This window comes from Gordonia sp. IEGM753 (assembly GCF_050321825.1).
Taxonomy (GTDB): domain Bacteria; phylum Pseudomonadota; class Gammaproteobacteria; order Pseudomonadales; family Pseudomonadaceae; genus Aquipseudomonas.
The window spans coordinates 1,418,559-1,435,417 of record NZ_JBNQGB010000001.1 but is presented as its reverse complement, the minus strand read 5'-3'; the positions used below and the strand labels follow the sequence as shown (position 1 = coordinate 1,435,417).

The following is a 16,859-nucleotide window of genomic DNA, read 5'->3' as shown; positions in this document are numbered from 1 at the left end:
ACAACGACGAACTGTTTGTCCGACAGATATCAACAGTAGGTGCTGAACAGCATCAGCCTGACAATAAGCCATGACTCATTCCTTGAGATGAAAGTGGTCATTCAATTATCAAGGCTTATAAGCTGATTAGAAGATACAGATTGAAAGCAAAAACCAGTTCAGTTGCAGAACTGGCTCATCAACAGGTCGATAAGGCGTTTGATGTTTTTGCAGGGGGCATGAAAAAGTCCGTGCAGGCACGGACTTTTCGGGGTGGCTTAGGCAGGCTCGACCTGCAGGGCAACCCTTTCGCGGCATGGGCATTCGTCCATGTAGCGGTGCGCTTCGACAAACTGCGCAAACGGGAAAACCCGAGTCTTAAGCGGCAACAGAACGCGATCGGCGGTCAACTGGTTGATATCGCGCAAGGCTCGCTGCAATGCGACCTGGTCCTGAACGATGCCCAGTTCCGGTTTGCCGGTGAAGTTGCCAATACAGTGCACAAAGAACTGAATATTCTTCTGGAACGCAGCGCAAGCCGGGAATGGCGTCTGGTTACCGCCCTGCAGGCCATACAACACCAGGCTGCCACGAGGTGCAAGCACATCCCCGAGCAAGGACATCTGCGGGCCACCAAGACCATCGAACACCACATCGACACCGCGGTTATCGGTGATCTTGTTGATCTGCATGAGCAGATCCTGTTCCTCGGTAACGATGACTTTTTCGGCACCCAGCGACAGCAAATACTCGCGTTCTTCCGCTGTTTTAGTGGCGGCAATCACTCGTACACCCAGCGCTTTACCCAATTGGACAAAGGAAGGCCCGGCGCAGTGGCTGGCATCTGTGACCAAGGCGAATTGCCCGGGCTTGACCCGTGCCAGATCGACGTAGGCGAAATAGGCTATCAATAGCGGCGTGTAATGCACGCTGGCTTCGATCGGGCTGAGCACGTCCGGATAACGGGTCAGTGCCGAGCGCGGCAGCACAATTTGTTCGCCGTAAACCGGGTAGTCGTTGGGACTTTCAGCCGGAAAACTGGCGACTTTGTCACCGACGGCCAGGTCTTCAACGCCGTCGCCGACAGCGGTGACCACGCCCGACATTTCATGGCCGAGGCCTGAAGGCAGACGAGCATGGGATGACGCCAGGTTCTGGCGCCAGAGAATGTCATACCAACTGATGCCAATCGCTTCGACGCGCACCTGCACTTCGCCCGGCGCAGGGAGAGCGGCCGCATGCTCTTCGCATTTGAGCACCTCGGCTGGACCAAACTTGTGAAAACGGATCGTGCGGGACATCGCAAACCTCGTCAAAGTAACCTCTAATGCCCTGAACTCTATACGGGCTTTCTACCCAAGACCATCAGTGGCTATTAATAGTCGACATGCCTGTCATTGATTCCGCAGCACCGGCGACATCCTCTAATGCCGTAAAAACCGAAGCAGCCATTTCAGGAAAACTGAATTACCCGGTGCAGAGTACCAGCCTTTCCCCGTAATATTCACGCCGGTCATTGTTCCCATGTGGCCGCTCTCGTCAAGCTTGCTGACTCTGCCAGGACTCCAGATGAATCGTAATGACCTGCGTCGTGTCGACCTGAACCTGTTGATCGTATTCGAAACATTGATGCACGAACGCAGCGTGACCCGCGCGGCGGAAAAGCTGTTTTTGGGCCAACCGGCCATCAGTGCGGCGCTTTCACGCCTGCGCAGCCTGTTCGATGACCCGTTGTTTGTGCGTACCGGGCGCAGCATGGAGCCTTCTGCGCGGGCGGTCGAAATCTTCGCCCTGCTCTCGCCTGCCCTGGATTCGATTTCCACGGCGGTCAGTCGTGCGTCCGAATTCGACCCGGCAACCAGCACCGCGGTGTTCCGTATCGGCCTGTCGGACGACGTCGAATTCGCCCTGCTACCGATGCTGCTCAAGCGCTTGCGCGCGGAATCACCCGGCATTGTGCTGGTGGTGCGCCGTGCCAACTACATTTTGATGCCAAATTTGCTGGCCTCGGGTGAGATTTCAATCGGCGTCAGCTACACCGCCGACTTGCCGGCCAACGCCAAGCGCAAAGTGCTGCGCCGCAGCCTGCCCAAGCTGCTGCGCGCCGATACGGTGCCCGGCCCGCTTAGCCTCGATGACTTTTGCGCACGCCCGCATGCACTGGTGTCTTTCGCCGGTGATCTCAGTGGTTTCATAGATGAAGAACTGGAGAAACTCGGGCGCAAACGTCACGTGGTGCTGGCAGTGCCGCAGTTCAACGGACTGAGTACGCTCATCAGCGGGACCGATATCGTGGCCACTGTGCCCGATTACACGGCCGAAGCGTTGACCGCTGCAGGCGGTGTGCGCGCCGAAGACCCACCGCTGCCGGTGCGCAGCTTCGAGCTGCACATGGCCTGGCGTGGTTCGCAGGATAACGACCCGGGAGAACGTTGGTTGCGGTCGCGGATTCAGATGTTTTTTGGCGATCCTGAGAGCCTTTAGGCGTCGTCGGGAAGCTGTTCAGCCTGATCATTTCCGGCTTTTCATAGGCCATGGAGATCTACCCATTGCCAGAGTACGAGGCATCTGGGGGCATATCTGAGGGCATGCTATGGATGGTTTGAAAAGGATGCCCCCAGGTCTAAAACAGGCGGACACCATCGACCTTAATTCTGGCGTTCAGTAGGCGTATCTACCGTTTGCTCAGGTAACGCCTACGTAGATACCTGCGCGGACGCACACCCCCTTACTTCGCCAACACGCCCCTATCGCCTGACTTCAACCTTGTAAAACAAATTCTCAACCATAAGTCGGCGCCGATCAGAGGTAACCGCATCTTGAATCTGGCTCACCAATCGCACGTAGTACTTGCACTCTTTTTGTGTGCCCAAATCGGACACCGGCTTGGCCGCTTGAGAAAAGCTTTCATACGTACGCGTGGTATTGGCCATCAGTTCTGTAATACCTGGCAACGCCATCGCATCCTCCTGACGCGCTGGCGGCCATGCGGGTTCGAATGAGAGATTGTTTTCACTCAGTTTTACCGTGAGAAACATCTCCGCTTTACCGGTGACTTCATTCACCCAACACGGCGGAAGGTCACCTCCCCGGCCCTTATTCAAGCGGTTCTGCAAGAACTGAACCTGGCCTCGTAAGTCTTTATTGGCCTTCTGTAATTCAATTGGACTCGTACCGCTTTTTTCCGCCTGTGCGATGGCAACGGCGTGCTTGATCGCCTCTTGGAGCTGGTCCTTCGTTTGGTCGACGTTTGTCCCGAATGCAGCCGCCAGCATGTCGTCCTGAGCCTTGAGCGCCGCGACGCGTTTCACCACATCCGTAGGCTGTACGCCGCTTTCATCAGCAGGATCGACGACCAGCTTTTTTAGCTGCTCAAACGACATCATCGTTTCTAAAATGAGCTGTTTGGCGTCGGCGCCTTTTTTCTGCCCAGCAACCTCTATCAAGGCCTTTTCGATTGCCGCGAGTGCAGTCAGCTCCTGATCTTTTTGGGTCATGAGTACTTTCAAGCGATCCAGCTCTGCAGTCGCTTTCGATGCGTCCACCAGCTTGCTGATGATCTCATCGGGCTTACGCACGCCTAACGCAGTCATCCGCGCTTTCAGTGCCTCGGCCGCCTTGTTGATCGCATTCTCACGTACATCCAGATCCTGGAAGGCCAACATTTTTTCATTCAACGCCTGATTTTTATGGGTTAACTTAAAAATCTGGTATCTTCCATCTGCCGTAGCGTAATCGCGCTCTTTTCGGTCAGCTCATTGATCGTGCTCAACAAGTTGTCGCTGGATTGCCGGGTGTTTTCAAGTATCAGAGCAAAGGCTTCATTGCTCTGCTGCGTAGCATTGGCAAAGTAAGCGTCGGTGGCACTGATGTTGTGTTCGTAAAGTGCCTTGACCTGCTCCTTCACACTCTGCGCTGCTTCGCGAGAAGCGACGTCTACCTTGTCCCGGAAGACTTCAAGCTGTTGAAAAGTGTTGTCAAAGGAGATAGCCAGGTTTTCGGCCGCGTGAATCGCACGTTCTTCGACACTTCGGACCGCATCATTAGCGTCGATACGAAACCCTGTGTGAATAATCCGCGCCAGCATACCCAACGCGGTACTAACCATCGCGGCACCGAATCGCGTTGCCATACCATTAAGGTTGTCACCCATGCTCTCAATGTCGAGCAAGCAGATAATGATGCTGGCGACAGTGAACAGGAAGCCCAAGTAGTAAACCGAATCGGCAAACTTAGCTACGGTGAGTTGCTTGTCCCATTTTTCTCGAACGAGATAGCCGACAATCCAATATGCAATCATTACCGCCAGAGGAAAGACCAACCCTAGCCAAAAGGGGTCATTTAACTTCAGGCTGGCGACGGACAAACTGATTTTCAGCAGCACCGCGAGCGCAAAGTAGGTGCTGACGCGCTTGATCGATTTATTGACGTCCACTTATAGCCCCTCGACCCGGGAAAAACCTTCCACAGATACGCCGTTATCTTGAAAGTATTGCTCCCAGAACATGGAGAGCTTGGTGTTCTGTAGGGCTTTCTGATCAGCTGCCAGCAGGTTGATGGCTACACTGCTGCCTTGCAGGCCCGGTGCCACTGCATTTTGCCCATAAGCGGTCTTACGAAAATCCGCGTACGGCGGCAGGTTGGCCTTATACATGCTGAACTCCGGCATGTTCGCCAGCATGTCAGAGTAAATCACCAGCCTGCGCTCACCCGACACATGCGCGCGCTCAAACCCATTGATGCCAACTAGCTGCAGCATCTGGAAAATGGGGGAGTTCTTGCTACGTTCTTCGAGCGAGATTTTGTGCACGATGTCGTCAAACGGCTTTACGAATTTCTGGTTGAAGTCGCGCTCGACAAATTTCTTGTTGCTCATCTGCTGATTCCTGTCCTTCCACTGACCAGGATTGCAGCGCTCAAATAACGGCTTCTCATTGTTCTTAAAATCTTCACCGAGAAGAAACACGGAGAGCAGGTAGCCTTCGGGGAGTTCCTCATTGACCATCGTTTTAAGCCGTTGGCCTAAAGCGATTTTCTGAGTAAACGGGAAAGGTGAGGTGTTATCAATAAGCACCACGTATTGCCCTTTGGGACCTGTGGACGGGCAAAGCGTCTCCTTATCGAGGGTTTCACGCGTGGCATTGAAATAAAACATCAAGGCAGCCGCAGCTACAGCGACACCACCAACCAGCAACCCGAAAGTTTTACCGGAAAGCCCTTTTTTCTGGGCATAAATTGCCATCATGCTCTCCCTAAAACGATTTGCTGCAGCGGCTGTACTTGATCGTATTTCTGATTAAACGACGATTGAATTCGCGCCCTTATCGTCTCCAGGCTGGCGATCATTTCGTTCATTAAGCGTTCCTGCTCAGCGAGCTTGATCTCATCCTTCTCGGTGCCGAAGTCAGGCATGGTGACATCAACAAATGTCACCGGCTCGTCGAAATAGGCCGGCGGCGGATTATCGCGAGGGCGGGCCATTTCGTTTTCAATCCGATACTTACGGACCAAGTTAGTGAGCGTTTCGTCGGCCAGTACCATCCGCTCATCCACGACTTTCTTGATGACCGTTTTCTGGCTCATGCTGCGCTTGAAATTCTGGATGGCTGCCGCTGCACGATCAACGTTCTGATCGATCAGGAGCAGGGATTCAAGCTTGCGCTGTTCCAGCACATGCCGCAGCGCCTCAATAGCAAAGACATAGCGGCGTTGAGCGTCTTCGTAAGCCAGGTAAACCCTCGCGTACCCTGGATAACGATCAGTCCAGGTGTAGCCCTTATAGACTGCTGCCACTCCAAAAATGACCGTCAGCGCAAATAAGCCGCATGAGCTGATGTCCTGAAATGGAAGGATCGAATCATGTAAATAAGCACGAATCAACTCGACAGCTGATTGCGATTCATCTTCAAGCTGAGGCAGGACAAAACGGAAATAGGCAGTTCCTAAGCCAACAGTGACCATGCTGAGAACAGCCGCACTGAACGCAAAATAGCCTGCGAACATCCAGGACGGTTTGACATGGTTTTTATAGGCGCTGGCTCTGCCCAGAAAGAAGCATACAAGCACGTTGAACGCTGACAGCATTAATGCGGTGACAAACCCACCCACATATCCGCTGGCCATACCCTCAGAAAACAAAAAGGCGTTTCCAAAGCCTTCGGCCACCGTCATCGCAAACAGCAAGCCACCGCTCTTCCATTTGGCATCCCCATCAGCAGCATCAGCAGTCCTGTGCTGCAACTTGTTTTGCTCACGAAAAGTTTCGAGCGCATGGGCCTTGTCTCCGGCGGCTTGCTGAAGCTCCGTCAACTCGCCATCCATTTTGGAAATGTCCTGATCGGCGTTTCGCTCAAACTCTTCGCCAAGTGCGATAGTGCGTTTGATGTCGCGGGTCACGTCAATGGAGTCCAAGCGGTTGTCGGCGCTTTTTAGGGATCGCTCACCGTACTTGAGTATCTGTTCACGCATTCCGCCCAATTTGCCCCGAATGCTGTGCTCGACATCTGAAAGCTGCGTCGCAGTACTGGAGGGTACTCCGGCAGCTCCGCGAAGCCGCGCCAGCTCAACGACGCGCAGCTCTTTTTGGATTTTCTCAGGATCAATTTTCGGCAATACATCGCTATCAGGCTCATCCTTCCGACTAAAATAGTTGGACAATGAAAGCCAAGAGCTTTCGAAAGAAACTCATTTATAGAACCGCAAAAGGTTAGACATTGGGGGGTATGCAGAGATAGATGAGCACTAGGCTGGCGCCAAATTAGGCGCACAGAAATAGGCAGCGTGTCGCGGCCATCCCTGCGCCGGCATCGAGTGATGGCTAAATAATGCCAATGCGCACAGGTAAGGGCAACAAGTCAGTACAAAATTGTATTATTTTGGACAAATGGTCAGCGCCGCGATTGGCACATTGGGATAGCCACCCTAGCGTGGCTACCCAAAGATGCAGGAACATACTATGTCGCAAGGCGTGTTTGAGGTTCGCTTCCGATCCAACATTCGTGACTTCGGATCAGAGCTGGTGTTAGCCAAGGAATGAAGCGTCAACGGTAGCGGCGACGCTCACTGTGTGTACCAAGGCGATATCCCAACCCAATCAGGTGAGTTTAAGGCTCAAATCAATACCAAGCCTTGGTCATCCGGCAACACCCACGTCTTCGGCGGCACAGGGCCCTAGGTGCTTGAAGCACACGGCAGCATTGATTATGGGAGTCGCCCGTTCCTCCCGATCTTCAGCGGCGACTGCTGCCCGCATGACCGTGGTGTAACTGAGCTACGTTCTGATCGATGCGGCCTTGGATCGTGCGCAAGGTGTCTCGAGTAATAACCTGTGGGCATAGGTTCTCGGCGATGCTTGCAAACCGGCTCGCCACATCGCAAATGCCGTCAATCATTCTGCCGGCAACGTCCGGGGGCACCTCGGCTTCCTCGGCAAGCCGAAACATTTGCGCGCGAGAAATCGACAGGGCTTCCCCCATCACATCCATCTGGTGATATCCACTCGGCCCGTCGCAGAAGGTCACGTTGAATCGCCCCGGACTCTCTAGACACCTTGCAAGCTCATTGCGTAACGCTTTTCAAACTCTACCGGTGACAGCTGATTGTTGAAACCATGGCGGCGTTTTACGTTGTAGAACATCTCGATGTAATCGAACACATCACTCCGAGCATCTTCCCGCGTGGTGTAGATTTTTCGCTTGATCCGTTCCCGTTTCAGAAGCTGGAAAAAACTCTCGGCCACGGCGTTGTCATGACAGTTGCCTCGGCGACTCATGCTGGCAACCAAATTGTTTGCCTTCAAAAAGCTGCGCCAATCGGAGCTGCTGTACTGGCTGCCTTGGTCGGAATGAACCATCACCTCTTGCTTCGGTTTACGCATCCAAACCGCCATCAATAACGCATCAATGGCCAAATCACTGGTCATTTGCGACTTCATTGACCAGCCAATGACCTGACGAGAAAACAGATCAAGCACCACCGCCAAATACAACCAGCCTTCATACGTACGAATGTAGGTGATGTCGGTGACCCAAACCTTGTTGGGTTCCACAACATCGAGACGCATCAGCCTCGCAACACGATGACGACCACAATCCTCACCGACCTCGCGCAGATCGTCATGAATTTTGCGATAGCCATAAACGCCGCCGCTCTCCAGCCACGAATGCTTGATCAAGCCCAGCAATCGCTGGTCGTCTTTAGCGCGTGCAGATTGCCAGGCGTAATAACCGCTGGGATGGACTTTAAGCGTCAGGCAAAGCCGTCGAATCGAATAGTCGCCCGCGCGCTGCTTGATAAAGGCGTACTTCAGCCGCACTCCTTGGCAAAGTACGCGGCGGCCTTTTTTAATATGTCTCGCTCTTCAGTGACGCGCTTGAGTTTCGCTGGCAGACGACGCAGTTCAGCATGCTGATCTTCATCCTGCTGCCGTTCTTCTTGAGGTTTGCTGTAGCGCCTTATCCAGGCATAGAAGCTATGCGTCGACACGCCAAGACGGGCCGCTACCTCAGCGACAGGCAGCTTCTTTTCGGTCACTTGATTGACTGCTTGAATTTTAAATTCTTCGGGGTAACGCGGGTTGCTCATAGCACCTCCTAATTGGCTTCAGTTTAAGGCAAAGAGGTGTCTACGAAACCCGGGACGATTCACCCGATTAGCGTTGCGGCTATGCAGGTGGCCGCACCAAATCTTCAACTGCGCTTAGCATTACTAAACACGTGCTTCTCTGGTTCAAGGTCATCGCGCAATTTCTAAAAGAGGTTTCGTACGAGTGACTCTGTTGCATTACCTAACCTCTTTTTGCTCAATCGAAAAGCCATCGCGCTGGCTGGAACTTGGAAGATATCTGACACTGCATGTTTCACACTTACATACCTGGTAGGCGAAGGGCTCAAACTCGGGCTTGAGCCCTCCATTGCGGTGGCGAGGGCGGTTGCGAAAGTTCGTATGAGCACGCTTACATCTGTGACCAGTATCCTAATAAATAACCTCCCTGCATCGCTTCATGCTGAGGCTCTCAAGCGGATATCAGGCGCTCCAGAGGTTGGAATGCTCTCCAGCCCTTATGTCACAGCAGGTTTCACCATACACGGCCTCCTATGACAGCATTCACGGTTGCCGACCGCATGCTTGTCGTTTGGAAGCATCCAGCCGTTAGACATCGGATACCAACGCCAACCGGGTACACTAGACACCGTCAAAAAAGAACGTATTTCCGGGACAGGCCACTAGTGAGAACTGGCTGTAACCGCGGCCTGCCATGGATATTTCAGAGTGTGTATAGGGTTACTTCAGGTCCTCAAGCAGATTGATCAGGCGGAAAAGTGTTTGCCTGCTGAACTCATGGCGAATATATTTCTGGAAGCGACAGTCGATCGACTCTAAGTGAGCTTCAAATGCCACAGAAACGTCGATCCAAAGAGGCAATTCGCCGATCAAGTTTTCTGCGTAGCTTTGCCTGTCAATAAAATGATTGAGTGCGTACCGCTCGAACAGAATGGTTGAAACGTCTTGCAGCGTGGCGTTTTTTGAGGAAAGCAGTGCATTGGCTAAGTCTTCGGGGTTGAAAGTTGTAAAGAAATGCTTGTGCGCGTGCTTTTTATGAAGCTCATGCCGGACGTATGGGATGTCGCCTTCTATCAATGCGTTGTAGAAATCGCGCTCGCGGGTTTGTATTAGCTCGGCGGCTCGGTCTTGCTGTGCACGCTCGTACACGACTTGATTGGCTTGGATCAACTGGCTTTTGATTTTGTTGAACATCTCGCTTTTCAGGTCAAGCCGTGAGCCGTAGTAACTGCTATCCGAAGTGAGGTGAGTTTTCCAGTATTCGGAGTTTTTGTGAGTCTCTGTGTACTCTTTTGCAAAATTCGTGATCTGGCTGTTTCTGATGCTTATGATGTTTTTTTCAGCCAGGAAGCAAAGCAGCAGCAGTTTGTCTAGGTAAACGGGAAGTCGTTTTTCATGGTGGTTTGTAATGTCGTCAATGAGCTTTGGGAGCTCTGCGTTGAGCTGTGTATGTTCCAGTCTTTTAAAGTCGCTAAGCGTTTCCCAGTAATCTGGGGTATCGGCAGATGAGTCTCGGAAGTAATTAAGTTCCAATGTGCGCTCATTGAGATTGGCGGTGATATTCCTGAACAAGATGTCTGCCCAAAGCGCACCATCAAAGATGAGGCTGTGTTTAACGAAGTATTTTTTCTCGAGCCAAGACTCCTTGCCCTTGCTGTACAGCGTTTCGGAGCGAAGCTGCTCTTCTTTTAGGTTGCCTGAAAGTTGTTCCAGGCTAAGGGCAAAGTAGCTACGAATAAATATAGGAATAAACTGTGAGTTGTTTAGTATCCTGTTTTCTAAAGTGCGACTCAGAGGTTCGAAGCTCTCGATGGCGGATCGTATGTTTCGAATATTCTGCTGGCCGGAGGTCAGGTATACATCATGAACATGCTGGTGGTGATCGCGGAGTTGACTTGCAGAGGTTTTGCCCAGTAATTCTTGGACGATGGTGTCGCTGTCGTGGGTAATGTCAAATGTCTTGCCAATTACCTTTTCCTTGAAGGTTATATACGTTTCTTTTTCGGTCAGTTTTTCTTCGTTGGCAATGACGATCGTTTTGATCTTTGAAATTTCAACAGCATGGCTGATATAGCCAAGAATATCCTCGAGTGGTATGCGTGTTCGTTCAAGGTCATCCAGTATCAGGCAGATGTCATTGTCGTTTTTGAAAAGAAATTCCTGAAGACTGAAGCCATTCGCGCTGATTTTGAATTCGGTTTCTCGGTCGCCGTCTCCGAAAATATCAACTTTCAGAGTGGAGCTAAGTGCGCCTTTGACTGTTGCAGTCAATAGCCTGGCGGCTTTCGAACCGAGCACTGGATGAAGCTCCTGAAAGATGGATTCTTCAATGTCCGAGACTTTTGAAAGGCCAAAAAGGCTGACTTTTACGAGTGTGCGACCCTTGCCGGAACGATGTTCAATGTACTGGTTGATAAAGTGTGTTTTCCCACAACCCCACCTCCCTCTCAGTAGTACAGCGTAGTCGGGCTCCGAACGTTTCAGGTAAAGGTCCAGGTTTTGGGTGACGTGTCCGTTTGTCATACTCTCAACTTACAGATGTGATGATTTTTTTGGGGGGGGACAGCCTCAATGGCGTCGCAATTTAGTGTCCTGTCTAGGAAATACGTTCTCTCTTGGCTAGTGGCTTGGGTGTTCGCCCAGGGCGACACGACGAGTCATAGCAGGGCTATGGCGAGAAGTGGCAACGCTGGCCGGGCGCCCAAGAGGCCAACAAAATTGAACAGCTTATTTCCGAGACAGGATACTAGAAACTACAGGCCGATACATGAATGCATCAAGTGATGCGAGACGAGCCTGCCCTGTTTCGCTGGTTGATAGAGGTTTACAGACTGATGTCTAGGCTCTGTACGAAAAGTAATGTCGTAAACACCGCATAGCACAGCCAGCGAAACCATCGCCCCGTAACTTTTCGCGAGCTTGTCTAAGCACGTTACGATGCGGCGGTTCTCCTTTAGCCGGCCAAACATACGTTCGATGTTATTGCGCTGCCGGTACTTGGGACGGCCAAACAGCCTCGGCACCAGAAGAGACTCGGGTTGCTCTTACGGCAGTGGAATCAGTCATCCAGGTTTCCAGATCGTATAACCCTTGCCCGTTGAGCTTGCTGTGAAGGCGCTTAAGCATCGGCAGCCACGACCGTGATGACCTCAAACCTCGTCTTCGCAGCTATCACCTCATCTATTCACGTCAGCAAGCGAGCCCCCCCCTGGAATGGTCAAAAGCCCACGCCATATCGTGTTTTATCGCGTGGCAAGCGACGACGTGATTGAGGTCATCAGACTCCTTCATGACGCCATGGACGTGCATCGGCACTTGCCAAACGACTGGCCAGCGACCTAGCCAAAACGCTAACTGACCAGCGAAAGCAAAGGTAATACGCCTCCTCGCCTACGGTATCGACACATACATTCCCTTTTCTGAACGGCTAAGGATTTGCCAGATACGGGTTGTCTCTAGCATGAGGAGGCTCGCTTAATACCAGCCCCCCCCAAAAAAATCGCCATCCGCGATCGCTCGTCTAAGGCGCGCGAGTGGGGGCAAAACTGGGGGCACATTTGAATTTTCTGCGCTTGAAAACACGGTGCTAGAGCCAAGTCAAAATGTTTTTTGGCGACCCGGACAGTCTTTGATCGGCTAAAAATCGCCAGAACGGGCCTGGGTGTGCGAATGCCGTCATGTCCCTGCGCGAAGGCAGCGCCGCAGGACAGGAGACGTCCTGCGTGTCCCAAAGTAGCGACAGCGGCTCAAAAAACTTGAGCCGCTTTCCAGTTACCGTAGCAACGGTGGCTTGCTGGGTTCAACCAGCAGCACTGCTCGGTATGAATCCCTTATCCGCAAGCCATTTCAACGCATCAACCATGATATCTTCGTTGTTCACGACCTCGGTGAACCCGGCACGACGGATCTTGTTCATGTCGGAAATCATGTCGAACTCGGTGTTGAAAATGAAATCACCAAACGGCCAGCCGACCAGTTTTTCATAGGGCAATGTGTTCAGGCCGTGTTCGCCCGCCAGCCGCTCCCAGTCCTGCGCCTTACCCGGCATATGCCGGGCAAGGGAAAACGGCTGAGGCGTGGCAACGTCCATCTCCAGCGCCTGGGCAATCTTGACCCAAATGCGCTCCCAGCGAAAAGGCTCACCCACCAGGTTGAAAGCTTCGTTACGCGCATTCGGTGCCAGCGCAGCCCACAAGCTTGCACGTGCCAGCCAGTGGGCATCTGTCAATTGAGCGACAACCTCGCGGTATGTCCGCATGGAGCCTGGAAACCGCAAAGGAACACCGGCCTGCTTGCTCAGCGCGGCGAAGACGCCAATCACCATCGCAATGTTCATCGGGTTGCCGGCGATATCGCCTACCACCACATCGGGCCTCAAGATGCTCCAGTCGAGGCCATCACTGGCCTGCCTTTCCCTGAGCAAGTCCTCTTGGGCGTAGTAGAAATTGGCCGTCATGTGCCGAGGGTCATCTTCATAAAAAGGTGCGACACAAGCCCCCAGGTGAACGCCATAAACCTTGGCGCCCTGGTAATGCACGATCCGTTTCAGGGGTGCACCGTTTGCCTTTAATCCGTCGAGTACGTTACGCAGCATCACGGTGTTGATTTCAGACTCACGCGCCAAATCCGGATCTGTCTGCAACGCGGCATAAAAGACGTGGGTTGTATCAGAGGCGGCTGCAAGGGCTTGCCGGGTTGCCTTGGCATCACTCAAATCGCAATCGATGGCCTCAACGCCGGCAACGCTGGTTTTACGCAGGGCGCGCACGGTCCAGTCAGATGCGCCGAGCAGCGTTTCCACCAGTGCACTGCCGATAATGCCGCTCGAACCCACGACCAGTGCTACGTGTTTATCGCTCATTTCAAAGCCCTCATTGTGAAGTGAAAAGCGTTGGCATCAGGCAATGCGGCCACCGCCATCGACATGCAGAACAGTGGCGTTGATAAAACCATTGCCCATCAACGACAGCGCCGCGTCTGCGAGATCGTCAACCTGACCGACACGGCCGACCGGAAGGCTGCTCGCTACGCTATCGAACAAGCCTTGGCGGTCATCGGCGCCCAGAAAGTCCCACGTTGGCGCATCGACAACGCCTGGCGACACGACATTGACCCGCACGGGTTTGATCTCCAGCGCCAACGTCATGGCAAAACCTTCCAGCGCTGCATTCAACGCTGCAACAATTGACGCCCCAGGGGCTGGACGATAGGCAGCCAGACCCGAAAAGAAGGTGATCGAACCGTTTTTGGCCAGGTGGGGTGCAGCGTATTTCGAGGCGTAAAAAGGCCCCCAAAACTTCGAGGCGAGCATCGATTCGACTTGCGTTGTCGTGAGGTCGCAAACCGCAGCGAACGTCAGCTCAGCTGCCGTTGTTACCAAATGATCGAACGCTCCAATGCTCTCAAACGCTTTTTTGACCGCCGCCTCGTCCCCCAAGTCAAACGCCATATAGCTCGCACTATCACCGAGCATCGTTACCGCGTTCTCAAGCTTGGCGGCATTGCGACCACCGATGACGACCGTTGCGCCGGAGGAAATCAGCTTTTTGGCCAACGCCAGGCCCATACCGGAACCGCCGCCGAGAATGACTACTTTTTTGCCTTGGTATGACATACAGGTTCTCCCAATCTTCATGGCATGCCGAGAAGCGAGATGCGTTCCCGGCAAAGCGCATACGTTAAGCAGGCGTTAGCGTATGCTTACGAAAAATGACTAGGTAGATCCATAAAAGAGAAGCAGCTTTGCACCATGGGAAAGCCAAATATACTCGATGGAATACCGGAGCTTGTTGCCACTGTCGAGGGAGGAAGCTTCAGTGCGGCAGCGAAGATCCTGGACTCATCAGTGGCAAACCTCAGCCGCAAGGTGGGAGCGCTGGAAAGCAGGTTGGGGCAGCAATTGTTGCAACGCACGGCGCGCGGCTGCATACCGACAGAAGCAGGACAGGCCTTCTACAAGCAATGCCGCGGGCTGATGGACGGGATTGAAGAGGCTCACGATGAGGTTCGCCTGGGTCGTTCGCAACTGAGGGGGAATATTAAAATCAGTTTGGCGGGGCATTTCGCAGAAACCACGCTGCCGCCATTGTTGGCAGAGTTCGCGTTGGCGTATCCGGGCATACACCTGTTTATCAATGTCACTGCGCGCAATGTCGACCTGGTCAGCGAAGGCGTCGATATAAGCGTCAGGCTCGGTCCACTTGCCGACTCGAACCTGATCGCCAGGCGACTCATCACGTTTCCTCTTCGCACACTGATCGCCCCTTCCCTGATGACGTCGGTGTCAGGCTGCAAGCATCCTGGAGAGCTGCCGCCAGCGCTGTGTCTTTCATTACTGAGCCGACGCTGGAGCTTTCGAAAAGGCAAAAACGTGCATCACTTACAGCCGGGGGGACGGGTCGGCAGCGATAATGGCCTGGCGCTGGTCGCGGCAGCACGCAGCGGCCTGGGGATCATCCAGGTGCCCAGCTATTACGGTGATGATGAAGTCCAGCATGGGGAACTGATTCCGATTTTTGACGACTGGCAATCCGAGGACGAATTCGAGTTTTTCCTGGTTTTTCCGCCCACTCGGTACATTCCCGAGCGGGTACGCGCATTGGCCGACTTCTTACAAAAGCGCTTGAGGTTTGCGAATCAGCCTGGCGCTCCAGTCTCACCGAGTCGCTCACGGTGACCTCGTGCTTCGGCGTTAGCCAAACCGCTCTGTGTATAATGGAAAACATGGGATCTCAGGATCTATTGCGTCAGTCGAGAATCAATTAATGGCAAAACCCGGTCAAACCCCCGTCCCGCGCCTCTCTTTGGTTGAATCCACTATTGAAACCATTCGTTCGCTGATCGATCAGCGCGTCTGGAAGGTCGGTGAGTGCATTCCCAAGGAAGCGGAGCTCGCCGAACAATTCGCGGTTGGGCGCAATACCGTCCGGGAAGCAATACGCGTGCTTTCGCACTCGGGCATGCTGGAGGTTCGCCAAGGCGATGGGACCTATGTGCGTCGTGAGCTTGACCCTGCCCAAACGGTCAGCAAGCTGAACCGCTCCGGTCTGCGCGACCACATAGAATTGCAATGCCTGCTGGAGTCCGAGGCGGCTCGATTTGCTGCCCGGCGTCGTACCCCTGAAGATATCGCGCGCCTCAAGGCCGCCCTCGACGTTCGCGGTGAGTACACGCCTGAAAGCATTCTCGACGACTTCCTGGATCGTGACCGCGACTTCCATGTCGCGATCGCAACCGCTTCACACAATGATGCCTTGCAGGCGCTGTATGCCTATTTCACCGCCTCTATTCACAGCCATACAAAAAGCATTTTTTCAGATGCTGATCTTCCAGAGCCAAGCCTCGCTGATCACCACGCCATCCTCGATGCGATCGTTGCAGGTGACGAAGAGGCTGCCGCCTTCGCGGCGCGCAACATGCTTGTGCCGCTGATCGATAAACTCGACGCGTTGCTGGGCACAGGCCCGGGCAATGCCAAGTGGATCAATCGAATCGGCGCTACGTTCTGGAAGTAACCGTTACATGAACCATTTGAAAATGATGTTAGGAGAGATTCGCTCGTAGCGGTCTCCGCCAATCTCATAATTATGGGTCTCAACCCTTACACCCAATTGAAAGGCGCCGGCTTTGTCAACGTGCCACAGCACCTCGGGGCGTGTGAAATACTCCGTGCCGTTGTGATCTGTACCGTTGATCAATGACAACAACGTGAAGTTGAACTGCTGACCTGCAATGTCCCAAGGCTTTGAGATCAGGTAGGAGCGCCACAGCCAGGTCGGGTCGTTGTAATTAGTGGTGCGTTGCAACAACCCCGACTCAAAATAGGCGAATCCAGGTACGTCGAAGTTGAGCGAAAGTCCGTAGTTTCTTGAACGGAAATCGCCATAGCTGGCGTCTTCCCAACGGGCGATCAGCGATACATCGGTCACTGGCCCAAATGCAAACGAGCGGCCTGTCATCTTGCCCAGGCTTAGCCTTGGGTTGGCGACCAGCAAGTTCTGAGAGTCTTTGCCTGAGCCACCGGAAGCAGCGCCCTCTCCTCCTACGTCATCACCTTTGTACAACTCCGCATCCAGATAAATATCGCCGTACTTGAAGGTACTGAAGTGTTCAAACTGGTAGGTCGTCAGGTTTTTGTCTGATGTACCCGTTCCAAGAATGGGATCAGCCTTGGAGTTTCCCGTGGCCATGACACTGAGCACGTTGATATTGAATTCGAGGAAGTCAGCAGCGTACGAGCACACGGGGAAACCACACAGCACTGCAGCGGGAATTATTACTTTTTTCATGGTCTATCTCGATTGTTGTTTTTATGGAGA

General features: G+C 53.2%; 14 protein-coding genes and 1 pseudogene. 3 read left to right on the top strand and 12 right to left on the bottom strand.

What is annotated here, in order from left to right; genetic code table 11:
* Positions 1-257: 257 nt before the first annotated feature.
* Complete coding sequence (locus ACQR3R_RS06600) at positions 258-1,280, bottom strand: zinc-binding dehydrogenase (protein WP_428271212.1); 1,023 nt, start codon at positions 1,278-1,280, stop codon at positions 258-260.
* A 268-nt stretch (positions 1,281-1,548) separates the two neighbouring features.
* On the opposite strand from ACQR3R_RS06600, the gene ACQR3R_RS06595 reads away from it, so the two are divergent.
* Entirely contained in the window at positions 1,549-2,463 is a 915-nt protein-coding gene (locus ACQR3R_RS06595; RefSeq protein WP_428271211.1) for a LysR substrate-binding domain-containing protein, read from the top strand.
* A 263-nt stretch (positions 2,464-2,726) separates the two neighbouring features.
* On the opposite strand, the gene ACQR3R_RS06590 is transcribed toward ACQR3R_RS06595, so the two are convergent.
* The 10 genes and pseudogenes from ACQR3R_RS06590 to ACQR3R_RS06545 form a co-directional block, all read right to left on the bottom strand.
* Positions 2,727-3,644: a hypothetical protein gene (locus ACQR3R_RS06590; protein ID WP_428271210.1), complete on the bottom strand. Its 918-nt coding sequence runs from the start codon at positions 3,642-3,644 to the stop codon at positions 2,727-2,729.
* Positions 3,645-3,673: 29 nt separating this feature from the next.
* Positions 3,674-4,414 (bottom strand): hypothetical protein, encoded by a 741-nt coding sequence (locus tag ACQR3R_RS06585; RefSeq protein WP_428271209.1) that lies wholly within the window; start codon positions 4,412-4,414, stop codon positions 3,674-3,676.
* Positions 4,415-5,221, bottom strand: coding sequence for a hypothetical protein (locus ACQR3R_RS06580; RefSeq protein WP_428271208.1), 807 nt, complete (start codon positions 5,219-5,221; stop codon positions 4,415-4,417).
* Positions 5,221-6,636 carry a hypothetical protein gene (locus tag ACQR3R_RS06575; RefSeq protein ID WP_428271207.1) on the bottom strand — a complete coding sequence of 472 codons (1,416 nt, stop codon included), beginning with the start codon at positions 6,634-6,636 and terminating at the stop codon, positions 5,221-5,223. Before ACQR3R_RS06575 ends, ACQR3R_RS06580 begins: the two co-directional genes overlap by 1 nt.
* Positions 6,637-7,208: 572 nt before the next feature.
* Complete coding sequence (locus ACQR3R_RS06570) at positions 7,209-7,499, bottom strand: hypothetical protein (RefSeq protein ID WP_428271206.1); 291 nt, start codon at positions 7,497-7,499, stop codon at positions 7,209-7,211.
* A 20-nt stretch (positions 7,500-7,519) separates the two neighbouring features.
* Positions 7,520-8,562, bottom strand: a protein-coding gene (locus ACQR3R_RS06565) for an IS3 family transposase (RefSeq protein WP_428271205.1) whose coding sequence is annotated in 2 segments (ribosomal slippage) — positions 7,520-8,316 and positions 8,316-8,562 — 1,044 coding nt in all. Because the reading frame shifts where the segments join, the coding sequence is not laid out codon by codon here.
* Between the two features lie 699 nt (positions 8,563-9,261).
* Positions 9,262-11,064, bottom strand: a complete 1,803-nt coding sequence (locus tag ACQR3R_RS06560) for a P-loop NTPase fold protein (RefSeq protein ID WP_428271204.1) — start codon at positions 11,062-11,064, stop codon at positions 9,262-9,264.
* A 315-nt stretch (positions 11,065-11,379) separates the two neighbouring features.
* Positions 11,380-11,564: pseudogene (locus tag ACQR3R_RS06555) on the bottom strand (IS5/IS1182 family transposase); the annotation flags it as partial.
* 776 nt (positions 11,565-12,340) lie between these two features.
* Positions 12,341-13,402 (bottom strand): NAD-dependent epimerase/dehydratase family protein, encoded by a 1,062-nt coding sequence (locus ACQR3R_RS06550; protein ID WP_428271203.1) that lies wholly within the window; start codon positions 13,400-13,402, stop codon positions 12,341-12,343.
* Between the two features lie 36 nt (positions 13,403-13,438).
* Positions 13,439-14,155 carry an SDR family oxidoreductase gene (locus ACQR3R_RS06545; protein ID WP_428271202.1) on the bottom strand — a complete coding sequence of 239 codons (717 nt, stop codon included), beginning with the start codon at positions 14,153-14,155 and terminating at the stop codon, positions 13,439-13,441.
* Between the two features lie 135 nt (positions 14,156-14,290).
* Between ACQR3R_RS06545 and ACQR3R_RS06540 the strand changes: the two genes are divergently transcribed.
* Positions 14,291-15,217, top strand: a complete 927-nt coding sequence (locus ACQR3R_RS06540; RefSeq protein ID WP_428271201.1) for a LysR substrate-binding domain-containing protein — start codon at positions 14,291-14,293, stop codon at positions 15,215-15,217.
* Between the two features lie 31 nt (positions 15,218-15,248).
* Entirely contained in the window at positions 15,249-16,055 is an 807-nt protein-coding gene (locus tag ACQR3R_RS06535; protein WP_428271200.1) for an FCD domain-containing protein, read from the top strand.
* A gap of 3 nt (positions 16,056-16,058) precedes the next feature.
* Here ACQR3R_RS06535 and ACQR3R_RS06530 read toward each other — a convergent pair whose 3' ends face one another.
* Positions 16,059-16,829: a hypothetical protein gene (locus tag ACQR3R_RS06530; protein ID WP_428271199.1), complete on the bottom strand. Its 771-nt coding sequence runs from the start codon at positions 16,827-16,829 to the stop codon at positions 16,059-16,061.
* Positions 16,830-16,859: the final 30 nt, after the last annotated feature.

Bases quoted from the DNA above. Each gene is read 5' to 3' on its own strand.
- ACQR3R_RS06600 (WP_428271212.1), bottom strand. From the start codon at position 1,280: ATGTCCCGCACGATCCGTTTTCACAAGTTTGGTCCAGCCGAGGTGCTC.
- ACQR3R_RS06595 (WP_428271211.1), top strand. From the start codon at position 1,549: ATGAATCGTAATGACCTGCGTCGTGTCGACCTGAACCTGTTGATCGTA.
- ACQR3R_RS06590 (WP_428271210.1), bottom strand. From the start codon at position 3,644: ATGTTGGCCTTCCAGGATCTGGATGTACGTGAGAATGCGATCAACAAG.
- ACQR3R_RS06580 (WP_428271208.1), bottom strand. From the start codon at position 5,221: ATGGCAATTTATGCCCAGAAAAAAGGGCTTTCCGGTAAAACTTTCGGG.
- ACQR3R_RS06560 (WP_428271204.1), bottom strand. From the start codon at position 11,064: ATGACAAACGGACACGTCACCCAAAACCTGGACCTTTACCTGAAACGT.
- ACQR3R_RS06550 (WP_428271203.1), bottom strand. From the start codon at position 13,402: ATGAGCGATAAACACGTAGCACTGGTCGTGGGTTCGAGCGGCATTATC.
- ACQR3R_RS06545 (WP_428271202.1), bottom strand. From the start codon at position 14,155: ATGTCATACCAAGGCAAAAAAGTAGTCATTCTCGGCGGCGGTTCCGGT.
- ACQR3R_RS06540 (WP_428271201.1), top strand. From the start codon at position 14,291: ATGGGAAAGCCAAATATACTCGATGGAATACCGGAGCTTGTTGCCACT.
- ACQR3R_RS06530 (WP_428271199.1), bottom strand. From the start codon at position 16,829: ATGAAAAAAGTAATAATTCCCGCTGCAGTGCTGTGTGGTTTCCCCGTG.